At 74.0% G+C, this 26,245-nt stretch carries 27 protein-coding genes; 12 read left to right on the top strand and 15 right to left on the bottom strand.

The genetic code is table 11. The features are described 5' to 3' along the window. Positions 1-48 precede the first annotated feature (48 nt). Entirely contained in the window at positions 49-1,182 is a 1,134-nt protein-coding gene (locus ABD223_RS28945) for a hypothetical protein (protein WP_344039750.1), read from the bottom strand. A gap of 271 nt (positions 1,183-1,453) precedes the next feature. On the opposite strand from ABD223_RS28945, the gene ABD223_RS28940 reads away from it, so the two are divergent. Then, positions 1,454-4,654 (top strand): S8 family serine peptidase, encoded by a 3,201-nt coding sequence (locus ABD223_RS28940; protein ID WP_344039749.1) that lies wholly within the window; start codon positions 1,454-1,456, stop codon positions 4,652-4,654. A gap of 24 nt (positions 4,655-4,678) precedes the next feature. Here the strand turns inward: ABD223_RS28940 and ABD223_RS28935 are convergent, their stop codons facing one another. Both ABD223_RS28935 and ABD223_RS28930 read right to left on the bottom strand, forming a co-directional pair. Continuing rightward, positions 4,679-5,275 carry an HD domain-containing protein gene (locus ABD223_RS28935; RefSeq protein ID WP_344039748.1) on the bottom strand — a complete coding sequence of 199 codons (597 nt, stop codon included), beginning with the start codon at positions 5,273-5,275 and terminating at the stop codon, positions 4,679-4,681. Between the two features lie 65 nt (positions 5,276-5,340). After that, complete coding sequence (locus ABD223_RS28930) at positions 5,341-5,607, bottom strand: (2Fe-2S) ferredoxin domain-containing protein (protein ID WP_344039747.1); 267 nt, start codon at positions 5,605-5,607, stop codon at positions 5,341-5,343. Between the two features lie 443 nt (positions 5,608-6,050). On the opposite strand from ABD223_RS28930, the gene ABD223_RS28925 reads away from it, so the two are divergent. Beyond that, a complete protein-coding gene (locus ABD223_RS28925) occupies positions 6,051-7,094 on the top strand; it encodes a magnesium and cobalt transport protein CorA (protein ID WP_344039746.1) in 1,044 nt (347 codons plus the stop codon). Positions 7,095-7,336: 242 nt separating this feature from the next. Here the strand turns inward: ABD223_RS28925 and ABD223_RS28920 are convergent, their stop codons facing one another. The 3 genes from ABD223_RS28920 to ABD223_RS28910 form a co-directional block, all read right to left on the bottom strand. Then, positions 7,337-7,465, bottom strand: coding sequence for a hypothetical protein (locus ABD223_RS28920; protein WP_344039745.1), 129 nt, complete (start codon positions 7,463-7,465; stop codon positions 7,337-7,339). A 62-nt stretch (positions 7,466-7,527) separates the two neighbouring features. Beyond that, positions 7,528-8,124: an ABC transporter permease gene (locus ABD223_RS28915; protein ID WP_344039744.1), complete on the bottom strand. Its 597-nt coding sequence runs from the start codon at positions 8,122-8,124 to the stop codon at positions 7,528-7,530. Positions 8,125-8,180: 56 nt separating this feature from the next. After that, the gene (locus ABD223_RS28910; RefSeq protein WP_344039743.1) at positions 8,181-9,230 is read right to left on the bottom strand and encodes a medium chain dehydrogenase/reductase family protein; all 1,050 of its coding nucleotides are present in this window, start codon (positions 9,228-9,230) and stop codon (positions 8,181-8,183) included. A gap of 106 nt (positions 9,231-9,336) precedes the next feature. Between ABD223_RS28910 and ABD223_RS28905 the strand changes: the two genes are divergently transcribed. Continuing rightward, complete coding sequence (locus ABD223_RS28905) at positions 9,337-9,975, top strand: TetR/AcrR family transcriptional regulator (protein WP_344039742.1); 639 nt, start codon at positions 9,337-9,339, stop codon at positions 9,973-9,975. A gap of 22 nt (positions 9,976-9,997) precedes the next feature. On the opposite strand, the gene ABD223_RS28900 is transcribed toward ABD223_RS28905, so the two are convergent. From ABD223_RS28900 to ABD223_RS28890, 3 genes are all read right to left on the bottom strand, one after another. Continuing rightward, on the bottom strand, positions 9,998-10,426 hold the full coding sequence (locus tag ABD223_RS28900) for a hypothetical protein (protein ID WP_344039741.1): 429 nt from the start codon (positions 10,424-10,426) through the stop codon (positions 9,998-10,000). A 112-nt stretch (positions 10,427-10,538) separates the two neighbouring features. Continuing rightward, positions 10,539-11,474: an SDR family NAD(P)-dependent oxidoreductase gene (locus tag ABD223_RS28895; protein WP_344039740.1), complete on the bottom strand. Its 936-nt coding sequence runs from the start codon at positions 11,472-11,474 to the stop codon at positions 10,539-10,541. Continuing rightward, complete coding sequence (locus ABD223_RS28890; protein ID WP_344039739.1) at positions 11,471-12,112, bottom strand: NAD(P)-dependent oxidoreductase; 642 nt, start codon at positions 12,110-12,112, stop codon at positions 11,471-11,473. The genes ABD223_RS28895 and ABD223_RS28890 overlap by 4 nt, the downstream gene beginning before the upstream one ends. Before the next feature lie 57 nt (positions 12,113-12,169). Between ABD223_RS28890 and ABD223_RS28885 the strand changes: the two genes are divergently transcribed. After that, positions 12,170-12,739, top strand: a complete 570-nt coding sequence (locus ABD223_RS28885; protein ID WP_344039738.1) for a TetR/AcrR family transcriptional regulator — start codon at positions 12,170-12,172, stop codon at positions 12,737-12,739. Here ABD223_RS28885 and ABD223_RS28880 read toward each other — a convergent pair. After that, positions 12,652-13,065, bottom strand: coding sequence for a tetratricopeptide repeat protein (locus tag ABD223_RS28880; protein ID WP_344039737.1), 414 nt, complete (start codon positions 13,063-13,065; stop codon positions 12,652-12,654). The genes ABD223_RS28885 and ABD223_RS28880 overlap by 88 nt on opposite strands. A 217-nt stretch (positions 13,066-13,282) precedes the next feature. Here ABD223_RS28880 and ABD223_RS43860 point away from each other — a divergent pair, with 217 nt between their 5' ends. Continuing rightward, complete coding sequence (locus ABD223_RS43860; protein ID WP_465269838.1) at positions 13,283-14,581, top strand: hypothetical protein; 1,299 nt, start codon at positions 13,283-13,285, stop codon at positions 14,579-14,581. 124 nt (positions 14,582-14,705) lie between these two features. On the opposite strand, the gene ABD223_RS28870 is transcribed toward ABD223_RS43860, so the two are convergent. From ABD223_RS28870 to ABD223_RS28855, 4 genes are all read right to left on the bottom strand, one after another. Beyond that, positions 14,706-15,725, bottom strand: a complete 1,020-nt coding sequence (locus tag ABD223_RS28870; RefSeq protein WP_344039736.1) for an NAD(P)/FAD-dependent oxidoreductase — start codon at positions 15,723-15,725, stop codon at positions 14,706-14,708. 234 nt (positions 15,726-15,959) lie between these two features. Next, the gene (locus ABD223_RS28865) at positions 15,960-16,307 is read right to left on the bottom strand and encodes a GNAT family N-acetyltransferase (RefSeq protein WP_344039735.1); all 348 of its coding nucleotides are present in this window, start codon (positions 16,305-16,307) and stop codon (positions 15,960-15,962) included. Positions 16,308-16,348: 41 nt separating this feature from the next. Next, a complete protein-coding gene (locus tag ABD223_RS28860) occupies positions 16,349-18,355 on the bottom strand; it encodes an oxidoreductase (RefSeq protein WP_344039734.1) in 2,007 nt (668 codons plus the stop codon). Continuing rightward, positions 18,352-18,897 (bottom strand): PadR family transcriptional regulator, encoded by a 546-nt coding sequence (locus ABD223_RS28855; protein ID WP_344039733.1) that lies wholly within the window; start codon positions 18,895-18,897, stop codon positions 18,352-18,354. Before ABD223_RS28855 ends, ABD223_RS28860 begins: the two co-directional genes overlap by 4 nt. 60 nt (positions 18,898-18,957) lie before the next feature. On the opposite strand from ABD223_RS28855, the gene ABD223_RS28850 reads away from it, so the two are divergent. Then, the gene (locus ABD223_RS28850; RefSeq protein WP_344039732.1) at positions 18,958-19,797 is read left to right on the top strand and encodes a PhzF family phenazine biosynthesis protein; all 840 of its coding nucleotides are present in this window, start codon (positions 18,958-18,960) and stop codon (positions 19,795-19,797) included. Between the two features lie 76 nt (positions 19,798-19,873). Here ABD223_RS28850 and ABD223_RS28845 read toward each other — a convergent pair whose 3' ends face one another. Beyond that, positions 19,874-20,569: a TetR/AcrR family transcriptional regulator gene (locus ABD223_RS28845; protein WP_344039731.1), complete on the bottom strand. Its 696-nt coding sequence runs from the start codon at positions 20,567-20,569 to the stop codon at positions 19,874-19,876. Positions 20,570-20,709: 140 nt separating this feature from the next. On the opposite strand from ABD223_RS28845, the gene ABD223_RS28840 reads away from it, so the two are divergent. From ABD223_RS28840 to ABD223_RS28815, 6 genes are all read left to right on the top strand, one after another. After that, entirely contained in the window at positions 20,710-21,114 is a 405-nt protein-coding gene (locus tag ABD223_RS28840; protein ID WP_344039730.1) for a VOC family protein, read from the top strand. 74 nt (positions 21,115-21,188) lie between these two features. After that, the gene (locus tag ABD223_RS28835; RefSeq protein ID WP_344039729.1) at positions 21,189-21,989 is read left to right on the top strand and encodes a type 2 periplasmic-binding domain-containing protein; all 801 of its coding nucleotides are present in this window, start codon (positions 21,189-21,191) and stop codon (positions 21,987-21,989) included. A gap of 110 nt (positions 21,990-22,099) precedes the next feature. Beyond that, the gene (locus ABD223_RS28830; protein WP_344039728.1) at positions 22,100-23,494 is read left to right on the top strand and encodes an extracellular solute-binding protein; all 1,395 of its coding nucleotides are present in this window, start codon (positions 22,100-22,102) and stop codon (positions 23,492-23,494) included. After that, positions 23,481-24,362, top strand: a complete 882-nt coding sequence (locus ABD223_RS28825) for a carbohydrate ABC transporter permease (protein ID WP_344039727.1) — start codon at positions 23,481-23,483, stop codon at positions 24,360-24,362. Before ABD223_RS28830 ends, ABD223_RS28825 begins: the two co-directional genes overlap by 14 nt. After that, positions 24,359-25,180: a carbohydrate ABC transporter permease gene (locus ABD223_RS28820; protein WP_344039725.1), complete on the top strand. Its 822-nt coding sequence runs from the start codon at positions 24,359-24,361 to the stop codon at positions 25,178-25,180. Before ABD223_RS28825 ends, ABD223_RS28820 begins: the two co-directional genes overlap by 4 nt. Then, on the top strand, positions 25,180-26,238 hold the full coding sequence (locus ABD223_RS28815) for an ABC transporter ATP-binding protein (protein WP_344039724.1): 1,059 nt from the start codon (positions 25,180-25,182) through the stop codon (positions 26,236-26,238). The genes ABD223_RS28820 and ABD223_RS28815 overlap by 1 nt, the downstream gene beginning before the upstream one ends. Positions 26,239-26,245 lie beyond the last annotated feature (7 nt).

Here is a 26,245-nt window from a genome sequence, read left to right as displayed (position 1 = left end):
CTGTTCACCGGGACGTACGGTGATCAGGGCATCACCCGGCGTGCACAGTCAGCGGAGCGGCCGCTCGTCGACCACCGTCCACTTCACGGCCTTGATCGTGCCGTCCGCGGTGGTGCTCTCGCCGACCGCCGCACCCCGGTTGTTCAACGCCACCGGCAGGCTGTGCGCGCCGCCGAGCGAGCCGAGCCACACGTGCTTCCCGTCGCGCCACAGGAACGCGCGCGCCGCGTCCGGGTCGTCGGCCGACGACCAGCCGAGCACGTCGCCCCGGTCGTTGACCGCCACCGCCTCGGCGGGCCCCGGCACGCCCAGCACGACCGGCTTGCCGCCGCCCGGCCACAGCGTCGCCCGCCGCACGCCGCTCGCGTCCGTCGTCACGCCGACCACGTCGCCGCGCTCGTTGATCGCCTGCGGGCCGCGGGCCACCCGGCCGTCGGGCGACAGCACGGTCACCGAGTCGCCCTCCCAGCGCAGGGCCAGGCCGTCCTTGTTCCCGACGACCACACCGGCCTCGTTGATCGCCGACAGCTCGTACGGGCCCGTGCCGGGCGTCGTGGCCAGCCGCGTGCACGTGACGCCCTCGCAGCGGAACGCGTAGCGGTCCCCGGCGAACATCGGCAGCTTCGACCCGACCACGACACCCGCGTCGTTGATCGCGTCGATGAACAGGTGGGGCTCCGACAGCGGCAGCGCCTCGTGCTCGTCGCCGCGCCACACCGCGGCCCGCTCCTGGTGGTACCCGGAGGACGAGGTGGAGTACGTCATCGGCACCTGGCCGCTGTCGTTGATCACCTCCGCGCCCACCCACCCCGAGCCGGGCGGGGTGATGTCGACGACCTCGCCGGCCCGCCAGATCCTGGGCCGGTTGACGTAAGGCCCGACGGAGCTCTTGGCCTCCACGACGAGCACCTGCCCGCGCTGGTTGATCGCCCGGGGGTTGCCCGCGCCGAGGTCGACGGCCGCGCCGCCGGGCGTCCAGTGCACGCCGCGGACGGGACCGTTGCCGTAGGCGGCGCCGATCACCTGACCCAGGTCGTTGACGCCGACCGTGCGGTGAGTGGGGTGGTCGGGCAGGCCGGGCAGTTCGGTGATCCGCACCTCGGCCCACGCGGCCGGCGCGGTCACCAGCGGCAGGACGACGGCGAGCGCCAGGGCTGCCTGGAGAACACGTGTCTTGGGCATGGTTCGCTCCGTTGCGAGATGTCCATCTGAACCGATTCGCACGGTAGTGCCGGTCCGACCGGGACGGCGTCGTCCGGACAGCGGAATCCATTGGCGGTCAAGGAGGTCGTGGACCGGGTGGCGGCCGGCGCGGAGGTCGTCCGCGAGGCGCCGCGGCGGTTCCGCCGACCAGGTGCCGGGACGCCGTAGCGGCGCCGCTCCCCGCGGTGCCATGGTCACCGTCGGGAGTGGTGGTCGGTGAGGCGCCGCCACGGTGACAGGGGGAGGCCACATGTCCCGCAGGACGACGGCGCTGCTGGCGGCGGGGGTGGTGACGGCGGCGCTGCTGACCGCCGGCGCCGGCACCGCCGCGCCGGGCGCACCGGAGCCCGAGCCGCCGGGGGCCTTACCCGGCGGCACGGTGACGCTGCTGACCGGCGACCGGGTCACCGTGCGGGCCGGCCGCGCCGAGGTGAGGCCGGCCCGGGGGCGCGAGGGGGTGCGGTTCCTCCAGCGGCGAGACCGGGACGGCGCGCTGCACGTCGTGCCCCTCGACGCGGCGGGCGCCGTGCGGTCCGGCGTCCTGGACGAGCGGCTGTTCGACGTCGCCGGCCTGCTGCGGGCGGGTTACGACGACCGGGCCGGCGGCGGGACCCCGCTGATCGTCGTCACCGACGGCCCGGCCGTCGCGGGGGAGCCGCTGCCGAGCATCGGCGGGTACGCCGTGGAAGCGCCCGGGGACGGTTCGTTCTGGTCGGGCGCGGTGGCGGCCGGCGTGACGCGGGTGTGGTTGGACGGCCCGGTGCGGTCCTCGCTGGACCGCAGCGTGCCGCAGGTCGGCGCGCCGGAGGCGTGGCGGGCGGGGCACACCGGCCGCGGCGCGACGGTCGCGGTGCTCGACACCGGCGTCGACGCCGACCACCCCGACCTCGCCGGCGCGGTGGTCGAGGCGCGCAACTTCAGCCTCAGCGACACCACCGACGACCGCAACGGCCACGGCACTCACGTCGCGGCCACGATCACCGGCTCGGGCGCCTACCAGGGCGTCGCCCCGGACGCCCGGCTGCTGGTCGGCAAGGTGCTCGGCGACGGTGGCGGCGGGCGCGAGTCGGACGTCATCGCCGGCATGGAGTGGGCCGCGGCCGCGGGCGCCGACGTGGTGAACATGAGCCTGGGCTCCTCCCTGCCGAGCGACGGCGCGGACCCGATGTCCCTGGCCGTCGACCGGCTCACCGAGCGCAGCGGCGCGCTGTTCGTCGTGGCGGCGGGCAACACCGGCCCCTCGGCGGGCACCATCGGCAGCCCGGCCGCCGCCGACTCGGCGCTCACCGTCGGCGCGGTGGACCGCGAGGACGGCCTCGCGCGGTTCTCCTCGCGCGGACCGCGCGAGGGCGACGGCGCGATCAAACCGGACATCACCGCGCCGGGCGTGGACGTCGTGGCGGCGCGGGCCCGCAACGGGCGCATCGGCACGCCGGTCGGCGAGGCGCACGTGGCGCTGTCGGGCACCTCGATGGCCGCACCGCACGTGGCGGGCGCAGCGGCGATCCTCGCCGCGCGGCACCCCGACTGGACGGCCGACCAGCTCAAGGGCACGCTCATGGGCAGCGCGCGGCCCGACGACGCCCTGTCGGTCCACGAGCAGGGCGCCGGACGCCTGGACGTGGCCCGCGCCGTCGCCCAGTCGCTGTCGGTCTCGCCCGCGTCGCTGAGCCTGGGCACCGCGTCGTGGCCGCACCACGACGACGCGCCGATCGAGCGGCGGCTGACCTACCGCAACGGCGGCACGACCCCGGTCACCCTGGACCTGTCCGCCGACCTGCGCGACCCGGCCGGCAACCCGGCCCCGGCGGGCCTGGTCACCGCCACGCCCGCCACGGTCACCGTGCCGGCGGGCGGCTCCGCGTCGGTCACCGTCACCACGACCACCTCGCTGGACTCGCCGGACGGCCGGTACGCGGGAGCGGTGGTCGCCACCGGCGGCGGCGCGTCCGCGCGCACCCCGATCGGCTTCACCAAGGAGGTCGAGAGCTACGACGTGCGGGTGACCTTCCTCGGCCACGACGGCGCGCCCACCGCGGACCACACCTTCCGCTTCGCCGACGTGGTGCGGCCCGAGTCCTACTCCGGCCACGACCGGTCCGGCGCGGTCGACCTCCGGCTGCCCCGCGGCGCGTACCACTTCGACGCGTACGTCTCGGGTTACCCGGACCACCCGCTGACCCAGTTCCTGGAACCGAACGTCCTGGTCGACGGGCCCGCCGACCTGGTGTTCGACGCGCGCGACGGCCGGGAGGTCACCATGCGGGTGCCGCCACCGCGCGCGGAGGTCGGCTTCGCCGAGACGTACTTCCACCGCGACACCGCGGCCGGGCGGATCGCGTTCGGCGTGGTGTCGAGGGACCTCAAGGGGATCCGGCACGTCCCGTCGAGGACGTCCGCGCCCGGCGAGGCCGGTTTCTCGGTGCGGGCCAGGCTGGCCGAACCGGACGGCGCCGGCCACTTCGCCGGCAGCCCGTACCAGTACAACGTGGGCTGGGAGCACGACGGCGGCGTGCCCGCGCGGTTGGAGCGCACCTTCGCCGACCGCGACCTCGTGGAGGTCACCTCGAAGGCCTCGGCGGCGACCGCGGGCGGGTCCGGGTTCGTCCACCAGGTGGCGGGCGGACCGCTCCCGCTGCGCGTCACCGAGCGCTACTCGCCCGGCATCGACTGGTCGGGGAACTTCATCCAGGGCGAGAACCCCGACGCCTACCCGTACGAGGGCTACCAGCTGACCGCCGCGCCCCGCCGGTTCGAGCGGGGGCGGCCGGTCACCGAGGAGTGGAACGCCGCCGTGTTCGGTCCCGCGTTCCCGAGGACGGCGGACCCCGGTCAGTGGGGCCGCCGGTTCGGCGACGTGATCGCGGTCGACGTGCCGCTGTTCACCGACCGGGACCCGCGCCACTTCGGCTACGCCCCGGTCGAGCGGGGGTGGACCGGGCTGCACCGCGACGGGGAGCTGATCGCCGAGCAGGCCGTCGAGGGCAACCTCAGGGCGGAAGTGGCCGCCACGAGCGGGACCTACCGGCTGAGCACCTCGGCCGACCGGGCGGGCCCGGCCGAGCTGTCCACGCGGGTCACGGCCGACTGGACGTTCACGTCGGAGCACGTCGAGGGCCGGGAACCGCGGGCCCTGCCGCTGCTGGCGGTGCGGTTCGCGCCGTCGCTGGACGACCGGAACCGCGCGCGGGCCGGGCGGCCGTTCGCGTTCCCGGTGTACGTGCAGCGCAACGACACGACCCGCACGTCCGGCGTGCGCACCGCGGTGCAGGTGTCCTACGACGACGGGAAGACCTGGAAGCCCGTGCCGCTGGTCGAGGTGGGCGAGCGCTGGGTCGCGGCGGTCGTGCACCCGGCCGGCGCGCGGTACGCGTCGCTCAAGGCCCAGGCCCGTGACGGCGCGGGCAACTCGGTCGACCAGACGATCATCCGCGCCTACGCGCTGAAGTGAGGTCCGTTTGGACCTGCTTGGCGCTCAGCCGAGCAGGTCCAACGGGTTCTTCCGCACGCGCTCCGGCCAATCCGACCCCACCAGCCCGGCCGCCGCGCAGCCGGGCTTGCGCCGGGCCTGGTCGGCGAACCGCTCCAAGAACGCCTCGGCGAACCCCAGCCGCGGGTAGCGCTCGACCACCTCGGCCCGGAAGTCCGGCGAGAACTCCGACAACCGGCTCCCGGACACGTCCGCGCTCACCGCGACCTGCAACAGGTGGCTCTCCGGGTCGTCGTCGGCGGGCACGTCGTCGCGCATGTGCAGCACGATGACCTCGCTCAACCGGTTGCGCCGAGCCCGCCCCCACCCCGCCCCCGCGGCGAACACCCGCGCCAGGTGCCCGCCCGCCTCCTCGAACGGCAGCTCGTGGCTGTCGAACGGCGAGGTCAGCGCCAGGTCGTGCAGCAGGGCCGCGACGTAGAGCAGCTCGCCGTCGTGCGCGATGTCCACCTTCGCGGCATACGCCTTGGCCCACACGTGAGCGCGCAGCGAGTGGTGCAGCAACCACGGCTCGGCGTACTCCTGGCACACCTCCAACGCCGTCGCGGCCGCCCTGGAATCGGGTGCGGTGAAGAAGTCCACGCCCGCAGCGTAGATCAGGTCCGACCGACCTCACCGGCAGTGTCGACGGCGTGCCACGTGACCGCTCACTTGCAGCGCGGGTGCGGCGGCGGGATCGTCCTGTCCCGGAGCGACGGCGGTGGCGTGGTGAGGCCGGGATCGTCGCTGCTCATCCAGCCGACCAACTCGCTCAGCGCCTGATCGTCGAGGATCCGGCCCAGCCAGAGGGGTTTCGCCCCGGCGGCGCGCGCGGCGGGGGAGGGGTGGACGACGAGCACGTGGGTGTCGGGGCAGGAGTGCAGGCACTTGGACCGGCGGACCTCCGCGACGCCGTCGAGCGCTTCACGCAGCATGCCCAACCGCCGTTCGTGGTCGTACACGGGGTGGTCGCGGGTAACGCCGCTACAGCACTCCCCGCAGACGGTGATGCGCGCGTGTCCGTCAGGCATGAGCGGCCTTCGACGCGACGATGACGACGTGAACATCGTGACCCACGGTCGACGAACCTTTCGGCCAGGGGTCCTTCGGGACCGGAGTGCGGGCTCGTACCAGTGGTCGCACCGGTGCCCGCCCCGGTTCCCGACCGGCCCTGATGAGACGGCGATGTCACCGGGTCGGTGTTGTGCCCGCACCCTGCTGTTGGTCGTCAAAGCGGTCGTGGGAGACGATCGCCGTGGCGCTGGTGCTCGACTGCCGCACCACAAGATGGCGTCCCGGCACCACAGCGCGAGGATCCCGTGAGGCTTCCTCCGGTCAGGTGACATCCGGTCACGTGTCCAGGGCATGATCTGCCCTCATGGTGCTTCCCGCAGCCGACGGCCCCGGTGCGTCCACGACCACCCGCGACAGCGTCGTGGCCTGCGGCGTCTACGTCGACGGCCTCCGCCGGCCGGGGCGCCGGTCTCCGGTCGAGGCCATCGCCGAGGTCCGCGCCCTGGGCCGGGGGTTCGCCTGGATCGGGCTGGTCGCCCCCGACCGGCGCCGGACCAGCGACATCGCGGACGCCCTGGCGTTGCCCGAGTCGGCCGTCGAGGACGCCGTGCACGCCGTGCACGCCCACCGGCGCCCGAAGCTGGAGCGCCACGAGGGCAGCCTGCTCATGGTGCTCAAGACGGTCGGCTACGTCGAGCACGAGTCGCCCACCACCGCCAACGAGATCGTCGAGTCCGGTGAGGTCGTGGTCTTCCTCGGCGCCGATTACGTCCTCACCGTCTGCCACTCCGACTTCGCCACCCTGCGCGAGGAACTGGAACGACAGCCCGAACGGCTCGCCACCGGCCCCGCGGCGGTCCTGCACGCCGTCGTCGACCACGTCGTCGACGGCTACCTCGACGTGGTCGACGCCGTCCAGAACGACATCGACCACGTCGAGGCAGCCGTTTTCGCACCGCGCAGCGAGATCGGCGTGGAACAGCTCTACCTGGTCAAGCGGGAGATCGTGGAGCTCAAGCGCGCCATCGTCCCCCTGGCCGGCCCGTTGCGGGCGCTCAGCGCCGAGCCCGACCCCCTCGTGCCCGACGCGATCCGCTCCTACTTCCGCAACGTCGAGGACCACCTCACCGCCGCGGCCGAACGCGTCGCCGGCCACGACGAACTGATCACCACCCTGGTCAACGCCACCCTGGCCAAGGTCTCCCTGCAACAGAACAACGACATGCGCCGGATCTCCGCCTGGGTCGCCATCGTCGCCGTGCCCACCATGGTCTTCGGCAATTACGGCATGAACTTCGACCACATGCCCGAACTGCGCTGGGCCTACGGCTACCCCCTCGTGCTGACGAGCACCCTCATCGCCTGCCTCGTCCTGCACCACATCTTCAAGCGCAACCACTGGCTCTGAGCCGATTCCGGCACCGCATCGGCCGGACCGCCGTGATCGCCGACTCGGCTGCCATGTTCTGCGGGGACCAGGTGAACACGGAACCGGGTCGCAGGGGCCCGGCGTCCTCTTGCGCGCCGGGGTGATCTCCGGGATCCAGGTCTCCCAGCGGTCGATGTCGGTGTGCAGGCGCCGGATCTCCGCCGGCGACGCGTCGATGAGGACGCCGGCACGGCTGATCACCGGTGCGTTCCGGTCGACCGTCACCCCCGGCAGTCCTGGAAGGCCGCCGCGCCCGGCGGGGTTTCACCGGCCAGGGCCGGCGCCTGCGCGGACAGGGTCAGGGTCGTGCTCGGCGCGGCGATGCGGAGGGCACGGGGGAGGGTGGTCATCTGGGACCTCTCAAGTGGTGGTGGAGTGCTGGTTCGGGCTCTCTCGCGGTGCTTCCCCGGGGTCAGCGGGCGGCGAGGCGGCGGTGTTCGAGGACGGTGGCGACCGCGTAACCGCCACCGCCGGCGAGGGCGAGGACCCAGAAGAGGCCGGGCGTGCCGAAGGCGAGCGAGGTGGTGGAGACCAGGGCGAGCCACGTGCCGAGGCCGTAGTGCAGGACGTTGCGGCGCACGGCGCCTTCACCGAGGTAGAGCAGGCCGACGACGAGGCCGGACCCGGCGGGCCAGAGCACGGCCGGCAGTTCGGGGGTGCCCAGGGTGGACGTGAGGCCGGTGATGGCGAGGAAGAGGGCGGCGAACCCGCCGATCCAGGACAGGCCGAGGAGCCGGCCGCTGAGCAGGTCGGCTGTGCCGGCGCCGCGCTGGGCGCGAGCCGCGGCGACGGTGGCGTACCCGGTGCCTGCGGCGAGACCGGCGCCGAGCAGCGTCATCGGCAACCACCCGGGCAGGTTGAGCAGCGGGTCGGGGCCTCCGGACACCGCGGCGGCGCCGTGTCCGACGAGGTAGGCGAGCCCGAAGCTGAGGTAGGTGGCGCGGTTGTCGGTGTCGCCGGCGCGCGCGGCGGTGGTCGTGGTGGCGACCGGGGCGGTGAGGGTGGCCATGGCTGGGTGCCTCCGGCGGCGGTAGGTGGTTCGCACGGGGTGGGAGGGGGTCCGGCTCAAGGCCGGTTCGCGTCCGGGACGATGACGACCTTGCCCGTGACCGTGCGCGATTCGGCCAGGGCCAGCGCCGCGCCGGCGTCGGACAGGGGGATCCGCGCGGCGATCTGCGGGCGGACGACCCCGTCGGCCACCAGCCGCAGCACGCGGGTGAGGTCTTCGCGCAGCCGGTCGCGGAAGACGTCCAGGCGGCGCTTGCCCGCCCAGAAGTTGTAGAAGCGCGCGCTCTTGCCGTTGGGCAGGTAGTTCCAGCACGTCAGCCGCGCGAGGAGGGTCAGCACGGGCAGCTGCGAGCTGCCTTCGACGTCCTTCGTCGCCGCGGTGCCGTAGGACACCAGCGTCCCGCCCCGGCGCAGCAGCCGCCACGACTCGACCACCGCGGCGCCACCGACGTGGTCGAACACCGCGTCCACCCCGGCCGGCGCGAGTTCCCGGATCCGCCGGTGCACGTCCGGATCGCGGTAGTCGACCGGGGTCGCGCCCAGCTCGCGCAACGCCGCGTGGTGGCGTGGCGAAGCCGTGCCGATCACGGTGAGCCCGGCGTGGCGGGCCAGCTGCACGAGCGTGGAGCCGACACCGCCGTTGGCGCCCAGCACCACGACCGTCCCGCCCGGTCGCACCGCGGCGGCGCGGTGCAGCACCTGCCAGGCCGTGACGCCGTTGACCAGCACGGTCTCCGCGGCGGCGGAGGAAACCTCGTCCGGCACGGGAACCAGGTCGGCGGCGTCGAGCACCAGGGCGCTGGCCCAGCCGCCGACCTTGGTGACCGCGGCGAACCGGCGCCCGATCATCGCGGTGTCGACGCCCGGACCGGTCGCGGTGACCGTGCCGACCACGTCGTACCCGGGGACGAAGGGGAACGGCGGTTGGGAGAAGTACTTGCCGCGCCGCATCTGCTGCTCGGCGAACGACACGCCGGTCGCTTCCATGCGCAGCACCACCTGGCGGGCGGCGGGCGCGGGCAGCTCGCGGGTGCGGAGGTGCAGCCCGTCCGGTCCGACCTTGCCCGGCAGGACGACCTCGGTGGCGGTGACAGTGGCGGTTTCCACGGTGCGCCCTCTCCGTCTCGTTGTGTTTACAGTCGTAAGGCTACGGACGTAAACCTACCGGGCGCAAGAGCTGACGGAGATGAGTTTCCCTGCGTAAGCTCACGGTGTGGAAACCGAGAAGAACGCGATCCGCACCCGCAACCGGCGAGGCGAGGGCGCCCGGCTGCGGGACGAGATCGTGGCGGCCGCGGTCGAGCTGCTCGACGAAACCGGCGACGAGGGCGCCATCACCCTGCGCTCGGTCGCCCGCCGGGTCGGGATCGCCGCGCCGTCGATCTACCGCCACTTCCCGGACCAGCCGGCGATCATGCTGGCCGTCGTGCAGAACGCCTTCGCCGACCTGGACGTCGAGCTCCGGGCCGCGGTGGACGCCACGGCCGGTCCCCGGCAGCGGCTGTTCGCCGTCTGCGGCGCCTACCTGGGGTTCGCCCAGGCCCATCCCGGGCGTTACCGCACCATGTTCGGCGGGCTGTGGACGCCTGATCTGGGTGAGAGCTCGCTGACCGAGGACGACCTGTCCTCACTGGGGCGGTCGAGCATGGAGCTGCTCGCCGACGTCCTGGAGGAGTGCGTGGACGCCGGCTGCGCGACCAGCACCGACCTCGCGGCCGACGCCGTCGCGCTGTGGCTCGGTCTGCACGGACTGGCCCACCAGCGAGCGGTGGCGGCGGCCTTCAACTGGCCACCGGACATCGCCGAACGCGTCATCACCGCCCTCGCCCACCTCACGGACGAGGAGGCCTGAGGCGCAGGTCCGGGGACGGGGCCTACCGGCTCGTCGTCGCGGGCTGTTCGTCGCGGAAGCAGGGGTAGTTCGCGGTCCGGAGCGCGGTGACCAGGTCCGCCCGCGTGATCCTGAACGCGCTCCGACCGCCGACGACACCGGAGTCGAGCTCGTCCTCACCGCCGAGCCGGCCCCTGGTGGACCCGGTCTGCACCTCGTCGACCTCGTAGGCCACCCGGCCGTCGGCGGTGGACACCTCGTCGAACTCGACCAGGCAGCCGTTGACCAACTGCGTGGACTGGTGCTTGCCGTCCTCGTCGTCCCACAGCGAGGAGGCGGTGTGGCCGCCTTCGGCCAACGCCCGTTCGAACGCCTCCCGCCGTTCCCGCCGGTCGTTGGAGGCCATGACGCTGAAGACCACGACCAGCAGCACCACCACCACGACGCCACTGGCGACGAGCAACCTGTTCACGCGACATCCCGTCCGTCGGCACGACGTCGGAATCCGAACACAGGCGGGACGCCCTTTCAAGGACGGTGCGCCGAAGATCCAGTGGCGTCGAGGTGAACACCGCGGCGGGTGCTCAAGCGGCGCCGCTCGGCGCGGTCGCCCAGTCCAGGCTCAGTCGCCAGGCGACGGCCCGCACATCGGGGTCGTAGGAGGCGTCGGGTGAGCGCGCTTCCCGGTCGCGGACGTAGTAGCGGCCGGTGGTGTCGGCGAGGTCGGGGTCGGTGGCCAGGCGCAGCGCGGCCTCGGCGCCCTGCTCGGGGGTGAGCAGGAAGCGGTGGACGAGCCGCCGGAACGGCGCGAGCGCGGTCGGCACCAGGTCGTCGACGATGCCGGTGCTGACGATGCCGGGGTGGACGGCGTTGACGGTGACGCCCGTGCCGCGCAGTCGTTCGGCGAACTCGTAGCCGCAGGTCGTCGCGAGCAGCTTCGCCCTGGCATAGGCCTGGAAGGGCACGTACCCCTCGGCCGGGTTGAGGGCGCGGACGTCGGTGACGCCGGTCAGGTCGAGCGGGACGGGTCGGGCGCGACCGAACAGGGGCACGGTGCGGGCGTCGGACATCGTGGCGGAGACGACGTTGACCACGCGGGCGTGCCCGGCGGCGAGCAGGTGGCCGCGCAGGAGGTGCGTGAGGGTGAACCCGGCGAGGTGGTTGACGGCCAGGTGCCTCTCCACGCCGTCGGCGGTCAGCGCTCGCTCCCGGTAGTGCGCGCCCGCGTTGTTGACGAGCAGGTGCAGGGCGTCGTGCCGCGCGGTGAACTCGGCGGCGAGCCGGTGCGGGTCCGCGCGGGAGGAGAGGTCGCCGGTCAGGACCTCGACGCGGTCGGCGCCGACCTCGTCCGCGACGCGCCGCCGCAGCTCCTCGCCGCGCCCGCGGTCGCGGCTGGTCGTGACGACGTGCGCGCCGGCCCTGGCCAGTTCGGTCGTGATGACCCGGCCCATGCCGCCGGCGCCGCCGGTGACGAACGCCGTGCGGCCGTTCAGGTCGGCCCGGATCCCGGTGGCGCTCACGCCGCGATCCTGGGCGCGAGGTGGCGGTAGGAGGGGGCGACGGCCTCGCGCACGACGAAGTCCGCGAGGTCGGCCCGCGAGACGGCGGTGGTCAACCGGATGCGCAGGTCGGTGCCGGTGCGGTAGCGGCCGGTCGGCGCGGAGTCGCGCAACGCGGGCGGCCGGACGATCGTCCAGTCGGCGCCCGACGCCCGGATGAGCGCCTCCATCGACTCCTTGTCGCGCATCTTGTGCCCGACCGACGCCCACAGCGCCAGCGAGTACGGCGAGCGGTCGCGGCTCTCGGCCGCGCCGTGGGCGCTGACCACGACCAGTCGCCGGACGCCGGTCGCGCCCATCGCGAGCAGGGCGGCCCGGACGCCGTCCGCGCACACCGTGACCGGGCCGCGTTCGGTGGCGCCCAGGGTGCTGATGACGGCGTCGTGGCCGGCGACGGCGCGGGTGAGGTGGTCGTGGTCGGCGAGATCGGGGATCACCGCGACGGTGAGCCCGGGGGCGGGCGGCAGGGCGCCGGTCCGGCGGGTTACGGCGGTGACGGCGTGCCCGGCGCGCAGCGCGACGTCGACCACGGCCCGCCCGGTGCGCCCGGTGGCGCCGAGGACGACCAGTCGAGCTGTCTTTGAGTCACTTTGTCTCATAGTTGGAGCTTGGCAGAGCGCTCGCCTTCGAGTCAACATGTCTCATAAAGTAGGGGCGTGGCCGACACCGAAGACCCGCGCGTCACCCGCAGCCGTGAGGCGGTCCTCGCCGCCGCGCGGGAACTCCTGCGTGAAGAAGGACCGGCCGCCGTCACCCACCAGCGCGTCGCCGCGCGCGCGGAGGTGGGGCGGGCCACCGTCTACCGCCACTGGTCGCGACCGGAGCAGTTGCTGACCGATGCCATGGCCGGCGTGCGGATGCCGTTCTTCCTCGACCCGACCACCCCGGTGAGACCGTGGCTCAAGGCCCAGTTGCGCGTGCTCGCCGACGAGCTGGCCCTGCCCGACGTGCTCGCCGTGACGACCTCGCTGCTGCACGGCGCGGTGTGGAACCCCGAGATCACCGAACGCCGGGACCGGCTCGCCGCGATGATCGGCGGCCGGCTCCGCGCGTCGTTGGAGATGGCGGTGCGGACCGGCGAACTCCGTGCCGCCGTCGACCCCGGTGACGCGGCGGCGCTGCTGATCGGCCCGCTGCTCTACCGCGGCGCGCTCGAACCGGGCCCGGTGCCGGACGCCCTGCTGGACCGCCTGCTCGACGCGGCGGGCACCTGGGCCGACCGCTGACACCTCCGGTCGAGGTCGTCCACCTGCCGCTGGACGCGGTCGGCGTCGGCGTCGCGCCCCAGGCCCCGGTACAGCTCCAGGGCTTCTCCCCAGGCCTCACGGGCTCGGGAGTGGTTGCCGAGCGCGGCGTGGGGGTGGCCCAGGTGGTCGAGGGTGCGGGCGGTGCGGGTGGTGTCGCCGAGGGCGCGGTACCGGCTCAGGGCCTGGTCGTGGTGGTGGATGGACCGGTGGTGATCGCCGGTGCGGTGGGACAGCCGCCCCAGGCTGTTCGACGTGGACGCCTCGCCCGCCGCGTTGTGGTGCCGCCGGGCCGCGATCCGCCACACGGCCAGCGCTTCGCGGTGGTGCCCGCGCTGCTGGTGGAAGGTGGTCAGGGTGCGGGCCAGGTGCCACGCGGTCCGGTGGCGGTGGTGGGTCGCTGCGGTGCGCTGGGCGTCCGACAGGTGGGTGTGGTGGGTGTCCAGCCAGGCCGGCGCGGTCCGGCGGTCGGGCAGCGGTTGGGGGTGGGCGCCGGGGGCGGGGGGGGTCGGGTCGGATCGGCGCGTGGTGCGGGTCGAGGAGGTGGGCTGCCGCGGACGCGGTGTGCAGGTAGAAGTCCACCACCCGCTCCAGTGCCGCCTGCCGCGCCGGCGTGTCACAGGTGTTGGCGTAGGCGCGGATGAGGTCGTGCATCCGGTAGCGGCCGTGCGGGCGGCGTTCCAGCAGGCAGTGGTCTTCCAGGGCTCGCAGGACCTCGCGGGTGCGGGCTCGGGGCAGGCCGGTGAGGGCTGTGGCGGCGGGCAGGTCCGTGTCCGGGCCCGGGGCTGTGCCGAGCAGCGCGAACACCGCCCGCTGCCGATCGGTGAGGTGGTGCAGGGACCAGGAGAGCACGGTGGGCAGGCCGGCGGCGGGATCGGTGTCGTGGTCGAGTGCTTCCAGGCCCAGCTCGCGCAGTTCGGCGGCGAACCCGGCCAGGGGGATGGCGGGGCGGGTGGCGGCCTGGCGGGCGGTGATCGCCAGGGCCAGGGGGTGGCCGCCGCACAGCGCGACGAGCTCGTCGGCCACGTCGGGTTCGGCGTCGACCCGGCCGGCGCCGAGGCGGGCGGTCAGCAGGTCGCGGGACTCGGCGCGGGTGAGCACGTCCAGGGACAGGTGGCGGGCGCCGTGGCGGTCGATCAGGGACGCGAGCGTGGCGCGGCCGGTGACCAGGACGGCGCAGGTCGGGCTGCCGGGCAGCAGCGGCACGACCTGGTCGGTGGTGGCCGCGTTGTCCAGCACTACCAGCACCCGCCGCCCGGCGATCAGGGCGCGGTACAGGGCGGACAGCGCGTCCAGGTCCGGCGGGAGGCGATCCGGGTCGGCCCCGAGGGCGGTGAGGAACCCGCGCACCGCGCCCGCCGGCTCGACCGGTCGCCCGGTCGGGCCGAAGCCGCGCAGGTCCGCGAACAACTGCCCGTCGGGGAAGCGGTGCAGGTTGCGGTGGGCCCAGGTCAACGCGAGCCACGTCTTGCCGACCCCGCCGGCGCCGCCGATCACCGAGAGCGGCACCACCGCCGGACCGGCGGGGGCCAGGGCGCGGTCCAGCGCGGCCAGTTCCGCCACGCGCCCGGCGAACACCCCCGGCGCGGCCGGCAACTGGCGCGGCGCCACCCGGGCGGGCGCGGGCGCGTTCAGGTGGATGCCGCCGTGCACCACACCGGCCTGCACCACCTCGCCCACGGTGCCCGACACCAGGTTGCGCACCCAGGTCCCGCGTTCGGGCGTCACCATCCCGGGCACCTCCCCGGTCCGATCACCGACCAGCGTGGCACCGCGTCCCCCGGAACGCCGGTCGAGGTCGGCGGGATTCACCCGACAGCCTGAACCCCCGGAAGAGGACCGCGGAGGCGCGCCGGTCGGCGCCGCGAGCCCGCTCGTGCCACCACTGCGCGCTCACCCCCGCGGCGCGAACCAGGTCGGATCGGCCCGGGACGAGGCCGGTCCGACCTCACAGGCCGTGGCGGCGGTCGCCCGCCACCAGCTCGGCCACCGCCGCCTCGGACCTCGCCGAGAACGGGTCGCGCAGGGCGTCGACCGCCCGGCGGGTCTCCTCCATGACCAGGTCGCCGTTGATGTGGGCGCCGGCCAGCGCGCCCGCCGCCGCGGAGGCGCCGACCTGCGCGCTCGGGTCGGTGACGTTGCCCGCGACCCACACGCCGGGCACCTCGGTGAGCCCGGTCGGCTCGGCGGGGACGTGTTCGCCGATGCCCTTCGGGTGCTCGACCGCCTTCAGGCCGAGGTCCGCCAGGAAGTCGGCGCGCGCCACCACCCGCGGCCCGACCGCCAGCGCCTCGCGGGCGAACACCGCGCCGTCGCCCAGCCGCACGCCCACCAGGCGGTCGTCGGCGACCTCCAGGGACGCCACCTCGCCGGGCACCACGCGGATGCCGCGCGCGGCCAGCTGCTCGGCCTCCTCGCCCGCCGGCCGCGGCGAGGTGTGGGCGAACAGGACGACGTCGTCGCTGAGCTGCCGGAACATCAGCGCCTGGTGCACCGACACCGGCCCGGTGAGCAGCACGCCGATGGCCCGGTCGCGCACCTCCCAGCCGTGGCAGTACGGGCAGTGCAGGACGTCTTTGCCCCACCGGTCGCGCAGGCCGGGGATCTCCGGCAGCTCGTCGACCAAACCGGTGGTGACCAGCAGCCGGCGGGCGCGGACCTCCCGGCCGTCGGCGAGCGCCACGGTGAACCGGTCGCCGTCGCGGCGGGCGGCGGTGACCTCGCCGGTGACCACGTGGCCGCCGTATCCGCGCACCTCCTCCCGCCCGCGCGCCAGCAGCTCACCCGGCGGCACGCCGTCGCGGGCCAGCAACCCGTGCACGCCCTCGGCGGGCGCGTTGCGCGGCTCGCCCGCGTCGACCACCACCACGGACCGCCGCGAGCGGGCCAGCATCAGCGCCCCGTTCAACCCCGCCGCGCCACCGCCGACCACCACCACGTCATAGCTGTCGTCCAACTCCTGGGTCATCGTGACCACCTCCACGACCAAGATGCGCCGGCTCTGTCGGTCGCGGCAAAGCCTTTTGCCAATTCGGCAACAAAATCGCCGGCCGTCCACCAGGTGCCGGGTGGCCCCGCTCCAAGCGACCCCGGCGCCCGGCTCCCGCAGGTGCCCGGCCACGACCAGGTCGGCCGCCTGATCGTGTCGCCCACGCGCACCACCCGCCGGTGCGGCCGGTCCCGCACCACCTCCTCCACGTGGTCAGCCGCCGACCGTCCCGCCGCCGGCGAAGGCGTACCCGGTGAACTCGGCGATCGGGACGTACCCGAGCCGCCGGTAGAGGGCGTTGCCGGCGGGGTTGCCCGGGTCGGTGAACAGGACGACGTCCGTCGCGCCGGCGTCGAGGAACTCGCCGCACCAGCGGACGAGGTCCTCGTGGTCCCGCGCGCCCAGGACCCGCGCCCGGCCCTCGGGGTGCGATCGCGGCAGGGTGAGCGTGCCGAGGCGGTGCAGGCGGACCCGCCAGTCGACAGCGGGCTCCGCGTCGGTGCGCCGCTGCCACGCCCCCGCGAACGCCGTCGCGGTGAAGCTCCATCCGTCCGGGCGCATACCTCATCGTCTCCCGTCGGGCGCCCGCGCGGGCGCGGAGGTCAGAGGGCTGCGGCCAGGCGAGTGCCCTGGTCGATGGCGCGCTTGGCGTCCAGCTCCGCGGCCACGTCCGCACCGCCGATGACGTGCGTGGTGACGCCTCGCCCGGCGAGGGCGTCCACCAGGTCCCGCACCGGTTCCTGGCCCGCGCACACCACCACCGCGTCGACTTCGAGCAGGCGCGGGTCCTCGCGCCCCGGGCCGAACGTGATGTGCAGGCCGGCGTCGTCGATGCGCTCGTAGTTCACGCCGGTCAGCTGCTCGACGCCCTTGGCCTTCAGCGCCGCCCGGTGCACCCACCCGGTGGTCTTGCCCAGGTCGCGGCCGATGCGGGAGGCCTTGCGCTGCAACAGGTACACCTTCCGCGCGGGCGCGGCGGGCACGGGATCGGCGACACCGCCGCGCACCCGCGCGGGATCGCCGACACCCCACTCGGCGCGCCACCCGTCGAGGTCGAGCGGCCGGTGGGTGAGGAACTCGCTGACGTCCACCCCGATGCCGCCCGCGCCGATCACGGCGACCCGCTCGCCCACCTCCGCGCCGTGCCGCACGACGTCCACGTAGGACAGCGCCCGTTCGACGCCCGGGATGGCGGGCACGCGCGGGACCACGCCCGTGGCGACCACCACCTCGTCGAACCCGGCCAGGTCCTCGACGCCCGCCCGCCGGTTCAGGTGCAGCCGCACCCCGGTGACCTCGATCCGCCGCCGGTAGTAGCGGATCGTCTCGGCGAACTCCTCCTTGCCGGGGATGCGCCGGGCGATGGCGAACTGGCCGCCGACGTCGCCCTCGGCCTCGAACAGCTCGACGGCGTGCCCGCGCTCGGCCAGCGCGGTCGCCGCCGCGAGGCCCGCCGGACCGGCGCCGACCACCGCGACCCGCTTGGCGCGGCGCGCGGGCAGCAGCGCCAGCGTGGTCTCGTTGCCCGCCCTCGGGTTGACCATGCACGTCGCCTTCTTCAGCGAGAACGTGTGGTCCAGGCACGCCTGGTTGCACGCGATGCAGGTGTTGATCTCGTCCGCGCGGCCGGTCCCGGCCTTGCGCACCCAGTCGGGGTCGGCCAGGAACGGCCGCGCCATCGACACCAGGTCGGCGTCGCCGCGGGCCAGCACCTCCTCGGCGACCTGCGGCATGTTGATCCGGTTGGAGGCGACCACCGGCACGCCGACGTGCGGGCGCAGCCGGGCGGTGACGCCGGCGAACGCCGCGCGGGGCACCGAGGTGACGATGGTGGGCACGCGCGCCTCGTGCCAGCCGATGCCGGTGTTGATGATGGTCGCGCCCGCCTGCTCGACCTCCTGGCCCAACCGCACGACCTCGTCCCACGTCTGCCCGTCCTCGACCAGGTCGAGCAGCGACAGCCGGTAGATGATGATGAAGTCGGGGCCGGCGGCCTCGCGGCAGCGGCGGACCACCTCGGTGGCCAGGAGGCGGCGGTTCTCCGGGCTGCCGCCCCAGCGGTCGGTGCGCCTGTTCGTGCGGGGCGCGAGGAACTGGTTGATGAAGTAGCCCTCGGAGCCCATGACCTCGACGCCGTCGTAACCGGCCTCCCGGGCGAGGGCGGTGGCGCGGGCGAAGGCGTCGACCTGCGCGCGGACGCCCCGGTCGGACAGGGCGCGCGGCCTGAACCTGCTGATCGGCGACTTCAGCGCGGACGCGGACACGCTCAGCGGGTGGTAGGCGTAGCGGCCGGCGTGCAGCAGTTGCAGGGCGATCTTGCCGCCGTTGTCGTGCACGGCCTCGGTGACCGCGGTGTGGCGGCGTGCCTCGCGGCGCGTGCTGAGCTTGGACGAGAACGGGTAGAGCCACCCGGCGCGGTTGGGGGAGAAGCCGCCGGTGACCATGAGGCCGACACCGCCCCGGGCGCGTTCGGCGAAGTAGGCGGCGAGCCGGTCGAAGTCCTTGGCGCGGTCCTCGTTGCCGGTGTGCATGGAGCCCATCAGGACGCGGTTGGGCAGGGTGGTGAAGCCCAGGTCCAAGGGCTGGAACAGGTTCGGGTACTCGGTCATCGCCGGGTGTCCTCCCGCAGTGCGGCCAGGACTTCGTCGCACCAGTCGACCAGGGCCTGCTCGGCGCGCACGCCGCCGCGCAGGACGAGGTGCTGGTGCAGCCGCCGCCCGGTCAGCCCGGACGCGTCGGGGAAGTCCTTCTCCTCCACGGCGCGGTACGCGCCGAGCCGTTCGGCGTGCAGTTCGCGGTGCCTGGCGACCTCGGCGACGACCGCGGCCACATCGCCCAGCGACGCGCCGCGCACCTTGACGGCCAGCTCGTGCCGGATCGTCTCCGGCTCGCCGGGTTCGACGAGCCACCGGGCCAGCTCGGCGCGACCCGCGTCGGCCGGCTCGTAGACCTTCCGGTCCGGCCTGCCGTCACCGGCCTCCTCGCGGCAGGTCACCCAACCGAGGTCGACCATCCGCTTGAGGGTGCGGTAGATCTGCTGGTGGGTGGCCGCCCAGAAGAAGCCGATGGACCGGTCGAACCGGCGGGCCAGCTCGTAACCGGTGCCGGCCCGCTCGTCGAGCGACACCAGGATCGCGTGCTCCAACGCCATGGCGGCGACCGTACTGTGCAACTGAGTGCAGTGCAACTAGTTGCACGCTAGGGTGTGGTCATGATCTCGCACCCGTTCCGGCAGGTCGACGTCTTCGGCTCGGCGGCCTACGCCGGCAACCCGCTCGCGGTCGTGGCGGCGGCCGACGACGTGACCGACGAGGACATGCGGCGCTTCGCGCGCTGGACGAACCTCTCGGAGACCACGTTCCTGCTCCGGCCCACCACCGGCGACGCCGACTACCGGGTGCGCATCTTCACCACCTCGACCGAACTGCCGTTCGCCGGCCACCCGACCCTGGGGTCCGCGCACGCCTGGCTGGCCGGCGGGGGAGAGCCCGCTCGGGACGGCGTGGTCGTGCAGGAGTGCGCCGCCGGCCTCGTGCGGGTCCGGGCGCGCGGCGACCGGTTCGCGTTCGCCGCGCCGCCGATGACCCGGTTCGAGCCGGTGGCCGAACCCCTGGCAGCCCGGGTCGCGGCGGCCCTCGGCGTGGAGCGGGATGAGGTCGTCGGGTGCTCGTGGCTGGTCAACGGGCCGGAGTGGATCGGCGTGCGGCTGGCCGACGCGGAGCGGGTGCTGGCGCTGGCGCCGGACCCGGCCGGCCTGGCGGGGCTCGACGTGGGCGTGATCGGGGCGCACCCGGCCGGCGGTGACGCCGACTTCGAGGTCCGCGCCTTCACCGACGCCGACGGGTCCCTGGTCGAGGACCCGGCGACGGGCAGCCTCAACGCGGGCTTCGCGCGGTGGCTGATCGAGGACGGCGCCGCGCCGCGCGCCTACGTCGCCGCCCAGGGCACCGCGATCGGCCGCGCCGCCCGCGTGCACGTCGACCTGGACGACGACGGGCTGTGGGTGGGCGGCGACGTGCGACCGGGGATCACCGGCACGGTCGACCTCTGACCGGGGCGGGCGGGCCCGGTCGTGGTGAGCCCGGTGAGCCCGGTCGTCGGGTTCGGCGGCCGGGCGGCCCCGGTCGTCACGCGCGGGAGTCGATCAGCACTTCCAGGCCGTCGAGGATCCGGTCGAGCCCGAACTCCCACCCGTTGTCGCGGGGCGACCCGTTGGTCGCCCCCGCGGCCGCGTGCAGGGCCGGGAACCGCTGCCGGTGCTCGTGCAGGACCGACCGCAGGTGCTTGTCCGCCGTCCACGGCTGGGTGCCCGCCGTGGCCGAGGACATGGTGTTGCGGATGTGGCCGCTGAGCAGGAACACCGCGTCCATCCGCTCGCCGCCGTCGAGCCCGGTGCCCTCCAGGGCCGCCACCGCCGACTCGGTCCAGCCGACCTCGTGCGGGCCCGTCGCCCGCTCGCCCGTGGTCGCCGCGGGGATCCACGGGTGGCGCTGCCACGTCTCGCGCATCAGCTCCGACCACCGCACCAGCCTCGACCGCCACCCGCCGGGCACGTCCCGCAGGTCCGGCGGCTCGCCGATGGCCGACTCGGTCATCACCGCCACCAGTTCGGCCTTGCTGGCCACGTGCCGGTACAGCGCCATCTTGGTCACATCCAGCTTCGCGGCGACGTGCTGCATCGAGACCGCGCCCAGGCCTTCGGCGTCGGCCACCTCGATGGCGGCGGCGGCGATCCGGTCGACGGTGAGGGCGAGCCGCGGTCGCCGCGCCGGCTTGTCGCGCCCACCCCACAGCAGGTCCGTTCCGGGGCTCTCGCTCGCCATCCACCACCACTTCCACTCGGGGGTTGCCCCCGTGGTCGATCTGTGTCTACCGTACACCCAGTGTCCGGCGGACACACAAGTTTCCCGAGGACACAGAGGTGTCCGGGGGGCACGTCCGATTGCGCAATGGGGGTTTTTCCATGTCCGTGAAGATCTTCGTCAACCTGCGGGTGAGCGACCTGCCGAAGTCCATCGAGTTCTTCGCCGCGCTGGGTTTCGCGCACGACCCGAACTTCACCGACGAGAACGCGAGCTGCATCGTCTTCGGCGACAGCGTCTACGCGATGCTGGCCACCGAGCCGTTCTTCAAGACGTTCACCGACAAGGAGGTCGTCGACAGCCACAAGGCGACCGAGGCCATCTTCGCCCTGTCCGTGGACAGCCGCGAGAAGGTCGACGAGTTGGCGGACAAGGCGCTGGCGGCCGGTGGGCGGCAGGTGAAGGAAGCCCAGGACCACGGCTTCATGTACGGCCGCAGCTTCACCGACCTCGACGGCCACCACTGGGAAGCCTTCTGGATGGACGAGGCGGCGCAGCAGGGCTGAGCGGGGCGCGCGGGGCGCGCGGGGCGGGGTGCGGCAGTGGGCCGCGCCCCGCTACTGCCGGCCCTGTGCACGTCGTGGGCGGAGGAACTGGCGTCCCCGGTGCTGTTCGCGCAAACATCGGCTCCGTCGAGCGGCAGCAGGGCGAGGCGTTGCCGCAGTTCGCCCTGACCGGGGCGTTGGTCGATCTGGGCCCCTACGGGTTCGGCGGGTTCGAGTCCGATTACACGCCCTCGACGTGGAACTCGGTGCGGGTCGGGGACGGGTTGTTCGGGCTGCCGCAGGACTCGGGTCCGATGGCGTTGTTCTACAACCGGTCGGTGTGGGACCAACTGGTGGAGAACCGGTTGGTCGCGGAGATCCCGGGGTGGACCGACGCCTGGTACCGGGCGTTGGGTGACGGCACGATCGCCTCGCTGGCGGTGGGGGCGTGGATGCCCGGGGTGCTGGAGGCCTCGGTGCCCGGCGGGGCGGGCAAATGGGCCGTCGCGCCCCTGCCCGCCCACGACGGCACCCCGGTCACCGCGGAGAACGGCGGCAGCACGCAGTCGGTGCTCCGGCAGAGCGCCAACCCCGCCCTGGCGGCCGCGTTCGTCCGCGCGCGGTTGGCCGAGTTGACCGGCAGGTGGCTCGACGGACCGACCCGCGGCGGCATCACCGGCCACCTCGCCCGGCACCACGACACCGGCACCGTCAACCGGCAGGTCCTGCACAGCTCCCTGCGCGTCGTCCTGCACTCCGGCTACGAATCGGCCGGCCGCCTGCTCGGCTCCGCGCTGCCGGCCTGCCTGGACACCCCCGGTTCACTGGACAACCCTCACCGACGGCGTCACCGACACCGACCTCGGCTGCCCACCCGATCGGGTCGCCCCGGGTGACGTCCCACCCCGTCGAGGCACTTCTCGCCCGTTAGGGCGCTGCCGCCGGGACCGGTCGGGTGCCATGTTGGAACCTCGAACGACGTCGGCCCGGGGGCGGGAGGGCGCACATGCGGCGGACAACGACGTTCGTCCTGGTGGCGGTGGGTGGTTTGCTGGCCGGGTGCCTCGGTCGGGGCGAGGGGGTCGACCCGGCGCGCAACGCCGACGCCCAGGAATTCACGCTGACGATCGTGGCCAACGCCGCCATGGGCGGGAAGAACGCCCGCGGCGCGGCCTGGATCAACGACTGGGTGATACCCCGGTTCACCGAGCAGCAGCGGGCCAAGGGCGTCAACGCGACCATCCGCTTCGAGCAGAACGGCGCGGGCGACGAGGCCTTCAAGACCAAGGTGGCGCTGGACTTCAAGACCGGCGGCGGTGGCGACATCGTCGAGCTGGACGGGATCTGGCTCGGCGAGTTCGCCCAGGCGGGCCAGGTCCGGCCGCTCGACGACGTGGTCGGCCGGGACGAGGTCGACGCGTGGGACGGCTGGCGGCAGATCCCCGCCGCCGTGCGGGGACTCGGCGAGTTCGACGGCGAGCGCTACGGCGTGCCGATGGGCACCGACGGCCGGGTGCTGTTCTTCAACAAGGAGCTCTTCGCCCGGGTGGGGCTGCCCGCCGACTGGCAACCCCGCAGCTGGGACGACGTGCTGGCGGCGGGCGAGAAGCTCAAGGCCCTGCCCGGCGTGGTGCCGGTCCAGCTCAACGCGGGCACCGCGATGGGCGAGGCCACCACCATGCAGGGCGTGCTGCCCGCCCTGGTCGGCGCCGGCGAGCAGGTGTACCAGGACGGCAAGTGGCAGGGCGCCACCGAGGGCGTCGAGGCGGTCCTCGACCTGTACCGGCGCATCTACCGCGACGGGCTCGGCGACCCGGTGCTCCAGCAGGAGGCCAACGGCCGCGACCGGTCGTTCGCGCTGTTCGCGGAGGACCGGATCGGCATCCTGCTGGAGAGCGACTACTTCTGGCGCTCGGTGGTGGAGCCGCGCAACGGCGCGGCCAGGATGGCCGACCGCGACACCACCGTCGGCTGGGCCCTGGTGCCCGCCCGGCGGCCCGGCGCCGGTGTCGGCGGGCAGGACTTCGTGAGCATGTCCGGCGGCGGCGTGCGGGTCGTCAACCCGAACACCGAGTTCCCGCGCCAGGCCTGGGAGTTCCTGCGGTTCCTCAACTCCGCCGAGGCGGTCAAGAGCTCGCTGGGCGGCGGCGCGCAGCTCACCCAGCGCTCCGACGTGAACGACGAGGTGCTCGCGGGCGACCCGATGCTCTCCTTCGTCGCCGACCGGGTGCTGCCGATCACGCGCTACCGGCCGGGCCTGGCCGACTACCCGAAGGTGTCGGCGGCGCTCCAGCAGGCGACCGCGGACGTGGTGTCCGGCCGCAGCCCGCGGGAAGCCGCCGCGTCCTACCGGGACATGCTGGTCCGGGCGGTCGGCGAGGCGTCCGTTGCCGGCGGTTGACCGCGACGTCGCCGGGCTGGGCACGGCGCGGGCGATCGCCTTCGTCGCGCCCGCCCTGCTGCTGGTCGCGGTGTTCCTGGTGTTCCCGGCCCTGTGGACGCTCTACATCGGGATCACCGACTACCAGCTGACCGGCCCGGCCGCGGCCAGGCCGAGCGTCGTGGGCGCGGAGAACTTCACCAGGGCGCTGGACGACCCGCTGTTCACGAACTCGCTGTGGCTGACCGCGCTGTTCGTGCTGGGCTCGGCGGTCATCGGGCAGAACGCGCTGGGCTTCGGGCTGGCCTGGCTGCTGCGCGGCGTGCGGCCGCGGCTGCGGCGCGCGGTCGAGGCGTTCGTGCTGCTGGCCTGGATCCTGCCCGGCCCCGTGGTCGCCTACCTGTGGTTCGCCGTGCTCAGCCGCGACGGCGGCACGCTGGGCCTGCTGCTGGACCGGCCCACGACCGCGTGGCTGGTGGAGTACCCGATGGCGAGCCTGATCGTGTTCAACACCTGGCGCGGCACGGCGTTCTCCATGCTGCTCTACACCTCCGCGCTGGCCGCCGTGCCGCCCTCGCAGCTGGAGGCCGGGCGCCTGCTGGGCGCGAGCGGGTCCCGGCTGGTGCGGGACGTGGTGTTCCCGCACATCCGGGGGCACGTGCTGACCAACACGCTGCTCATCAGCCTGTGGACGGCCAACGACTTCACGCCGTTCCTGCTGACCGCGGGCGGCCCGAACCACGAGTCGGAGGTGCTGCCCGTGCTGATCTACCGCCAGGCGCTGGAGGGCGGCCAACTCGGGTACGCCTCGGCCATGTCGTTGCTGCTGCTGGTGGGCAACCTGCTGGTCGCGCTGGGCTACCTGCGGCTGCTGCGGAGGCGGGCGTGAGCCCGGCGCGGGTGGTGCGCCGGCTCGGCTTCCACGTGCTGGTCGCGGTGGTGCTGGCGTTCTTCGCGGTGCCGATGCTGTGGCTGGCCTCCGCGCCGTTCGACGCCGAGCCCGGGTTGGGCGTGCGGTGGCCGGACTGGACGACGTCGAACGTGCGCGCCACGCTCGCCCACCCGTACGCGCTGACCTCGCTGGTCAACTCGCTGGTGCTGTGCGTGGTCGCGACCGCGGTGACCGCGTCCCTGGCCGCGCTGGCCGCCTACTCGCTGTCCCGGGTCCGCATCCCGGGCCGCGACGCGCTGCTCTACCTGCTGCTGTTGCTGTCCAGCGTGGTCACCGGCACCGCGGCGATGGTGCCGGTGTTCGTGCTGATGCTCCAACTGGGCCTGATCGACTCGCGCTTCGGCACCGCCCTGGTGATCGCGGGCGGGATGCTGCCCGCCGCGATCTTCATCCTCAAGGACTTCATGGACTCCGTGCCGCGCTCCTACGAGGAGTCCGCGCGGGTGTTCGGCGCCTCGCCGGCGCAGGTCCTGGGGCACGTGGTGCTGCCCATCGCCCGACCCGGCGTCGCGGCCGTGGTGGTGTGGTCGTTCGTGAACGCGTGGGGCAACTTCCTGCTGCCGTTCCTGCTGCTGCGCGACGTGGGGCGGCAACCGGCGGCGGTGCTGCTGCGCACCCTCCAGGACGAGGGCGGCACCGCCAACCTGACCGTGATCCCGGTGTTCTCGCTGCTCTACTCGATCCCGGTGGTCGCGCTGTACCTGCTGGTGGACAAGCGCTACGGGTTCCGGTTCCACGGGGGGATCAAGAGCTGATGGCGGGCATCGACATCACCGGGCTGTCCGTCGAGTACCCGAACGGGGTGCGCGCCGTGGACGGGCTCGACCTGCGCGTCACCGACGGCGAGCTGTTCGCCCTGCTCGGCCCCTCCGGCTGCGGCAAGACCACGCTGCTGCGCACCGTCGCGGGCCTGGAGCAACCGGCCGCGGGCGCGGTCGCGATCGGCTCGCGCGAGCTGACCGGCGTGCCACCGGGCGGGCGGGGCGTGGCGATGGTGTTCCAGGACTACGCCCTGTTCCCGCACATGACCGTGGCGGAGAACATCGCCTACCCGCTGCGGGTGCGGCGCGCGCCCCAGGCGCGGCAGCGCGAGGCGGCCGAGCGGGTCGCGGCCGGCCTGAGCCTGTCCGAGCTGCTCGACCGCAGGCCGGGCCAGCTGTCCGGCGGGCAGCAGCAGCGCACCGCCCTGGCCCGTGCGATCGCGGTGGAGGCCGACGTGCTGCTGCTCGACGAACCGCTGTCGAACCTGGACGCGCGGCTGCGGCTGGAGGCCAGGACGTTCCTCAAGCGGTTGCAGCGCGAGCTGGCCCTGACCACCGTGTTCGTGACGCACGACCAGGCGGAGGCGCTGGCGCTGGCGGACCGGATCGCGGTGATGGAGGCGGGTCGGGTCCGGCAGCTCGGCACGCCGCGCGAGGTCTTCCAGCGGCCCGCCGACACGTTCGTGGCCAACTTCATCGGCTCGACCCCGATGAACCTGCTCGACGGGACCGCCCGGGACGACGGCGTCGAGTGCGCGGGTGCGCGCCTGCCCGGCCCGCCCGGACTGCCCGGCGGCGCACCCGTGGTGGTCGGCGTGCGACCCGAGTACCTGAGCGTCGCCGAGGACGGCCTGACCGGCCGGGTGTCGACCGTGGAGAACCTGGGTGTGACCTCGTTGGTGACCCTGGAGTGCGCCGGTGGCGTGCTGGTCAGCCTCACCGTGCCCGAGCAGGGCGAACCGGCCGCGGGCGAGGTGCTGAGCGTGCGCCCCGCGCCGGGGCGGCTGCTGTTCTACGGCGCGGAGGACGGCCGCCTGCTCGGGGTGCGGTGATCCGGTG

The sequence above is a fragment of the Saccharothrix xinjiangensis genome, from assembly GCF_039527585.1.
In the GTDB taxonomy this organism is placed as follows: domain Bacteria; phylum Actinomycetota; class Actinomycetes; order Mycobacteriales; family Pseudonocardiaceae; genus Actinosynnema; species Actinosynnema xinjiangensis.
This window is presented reverse-complemented; position numbering and strand designations above follow the sequence as displayed.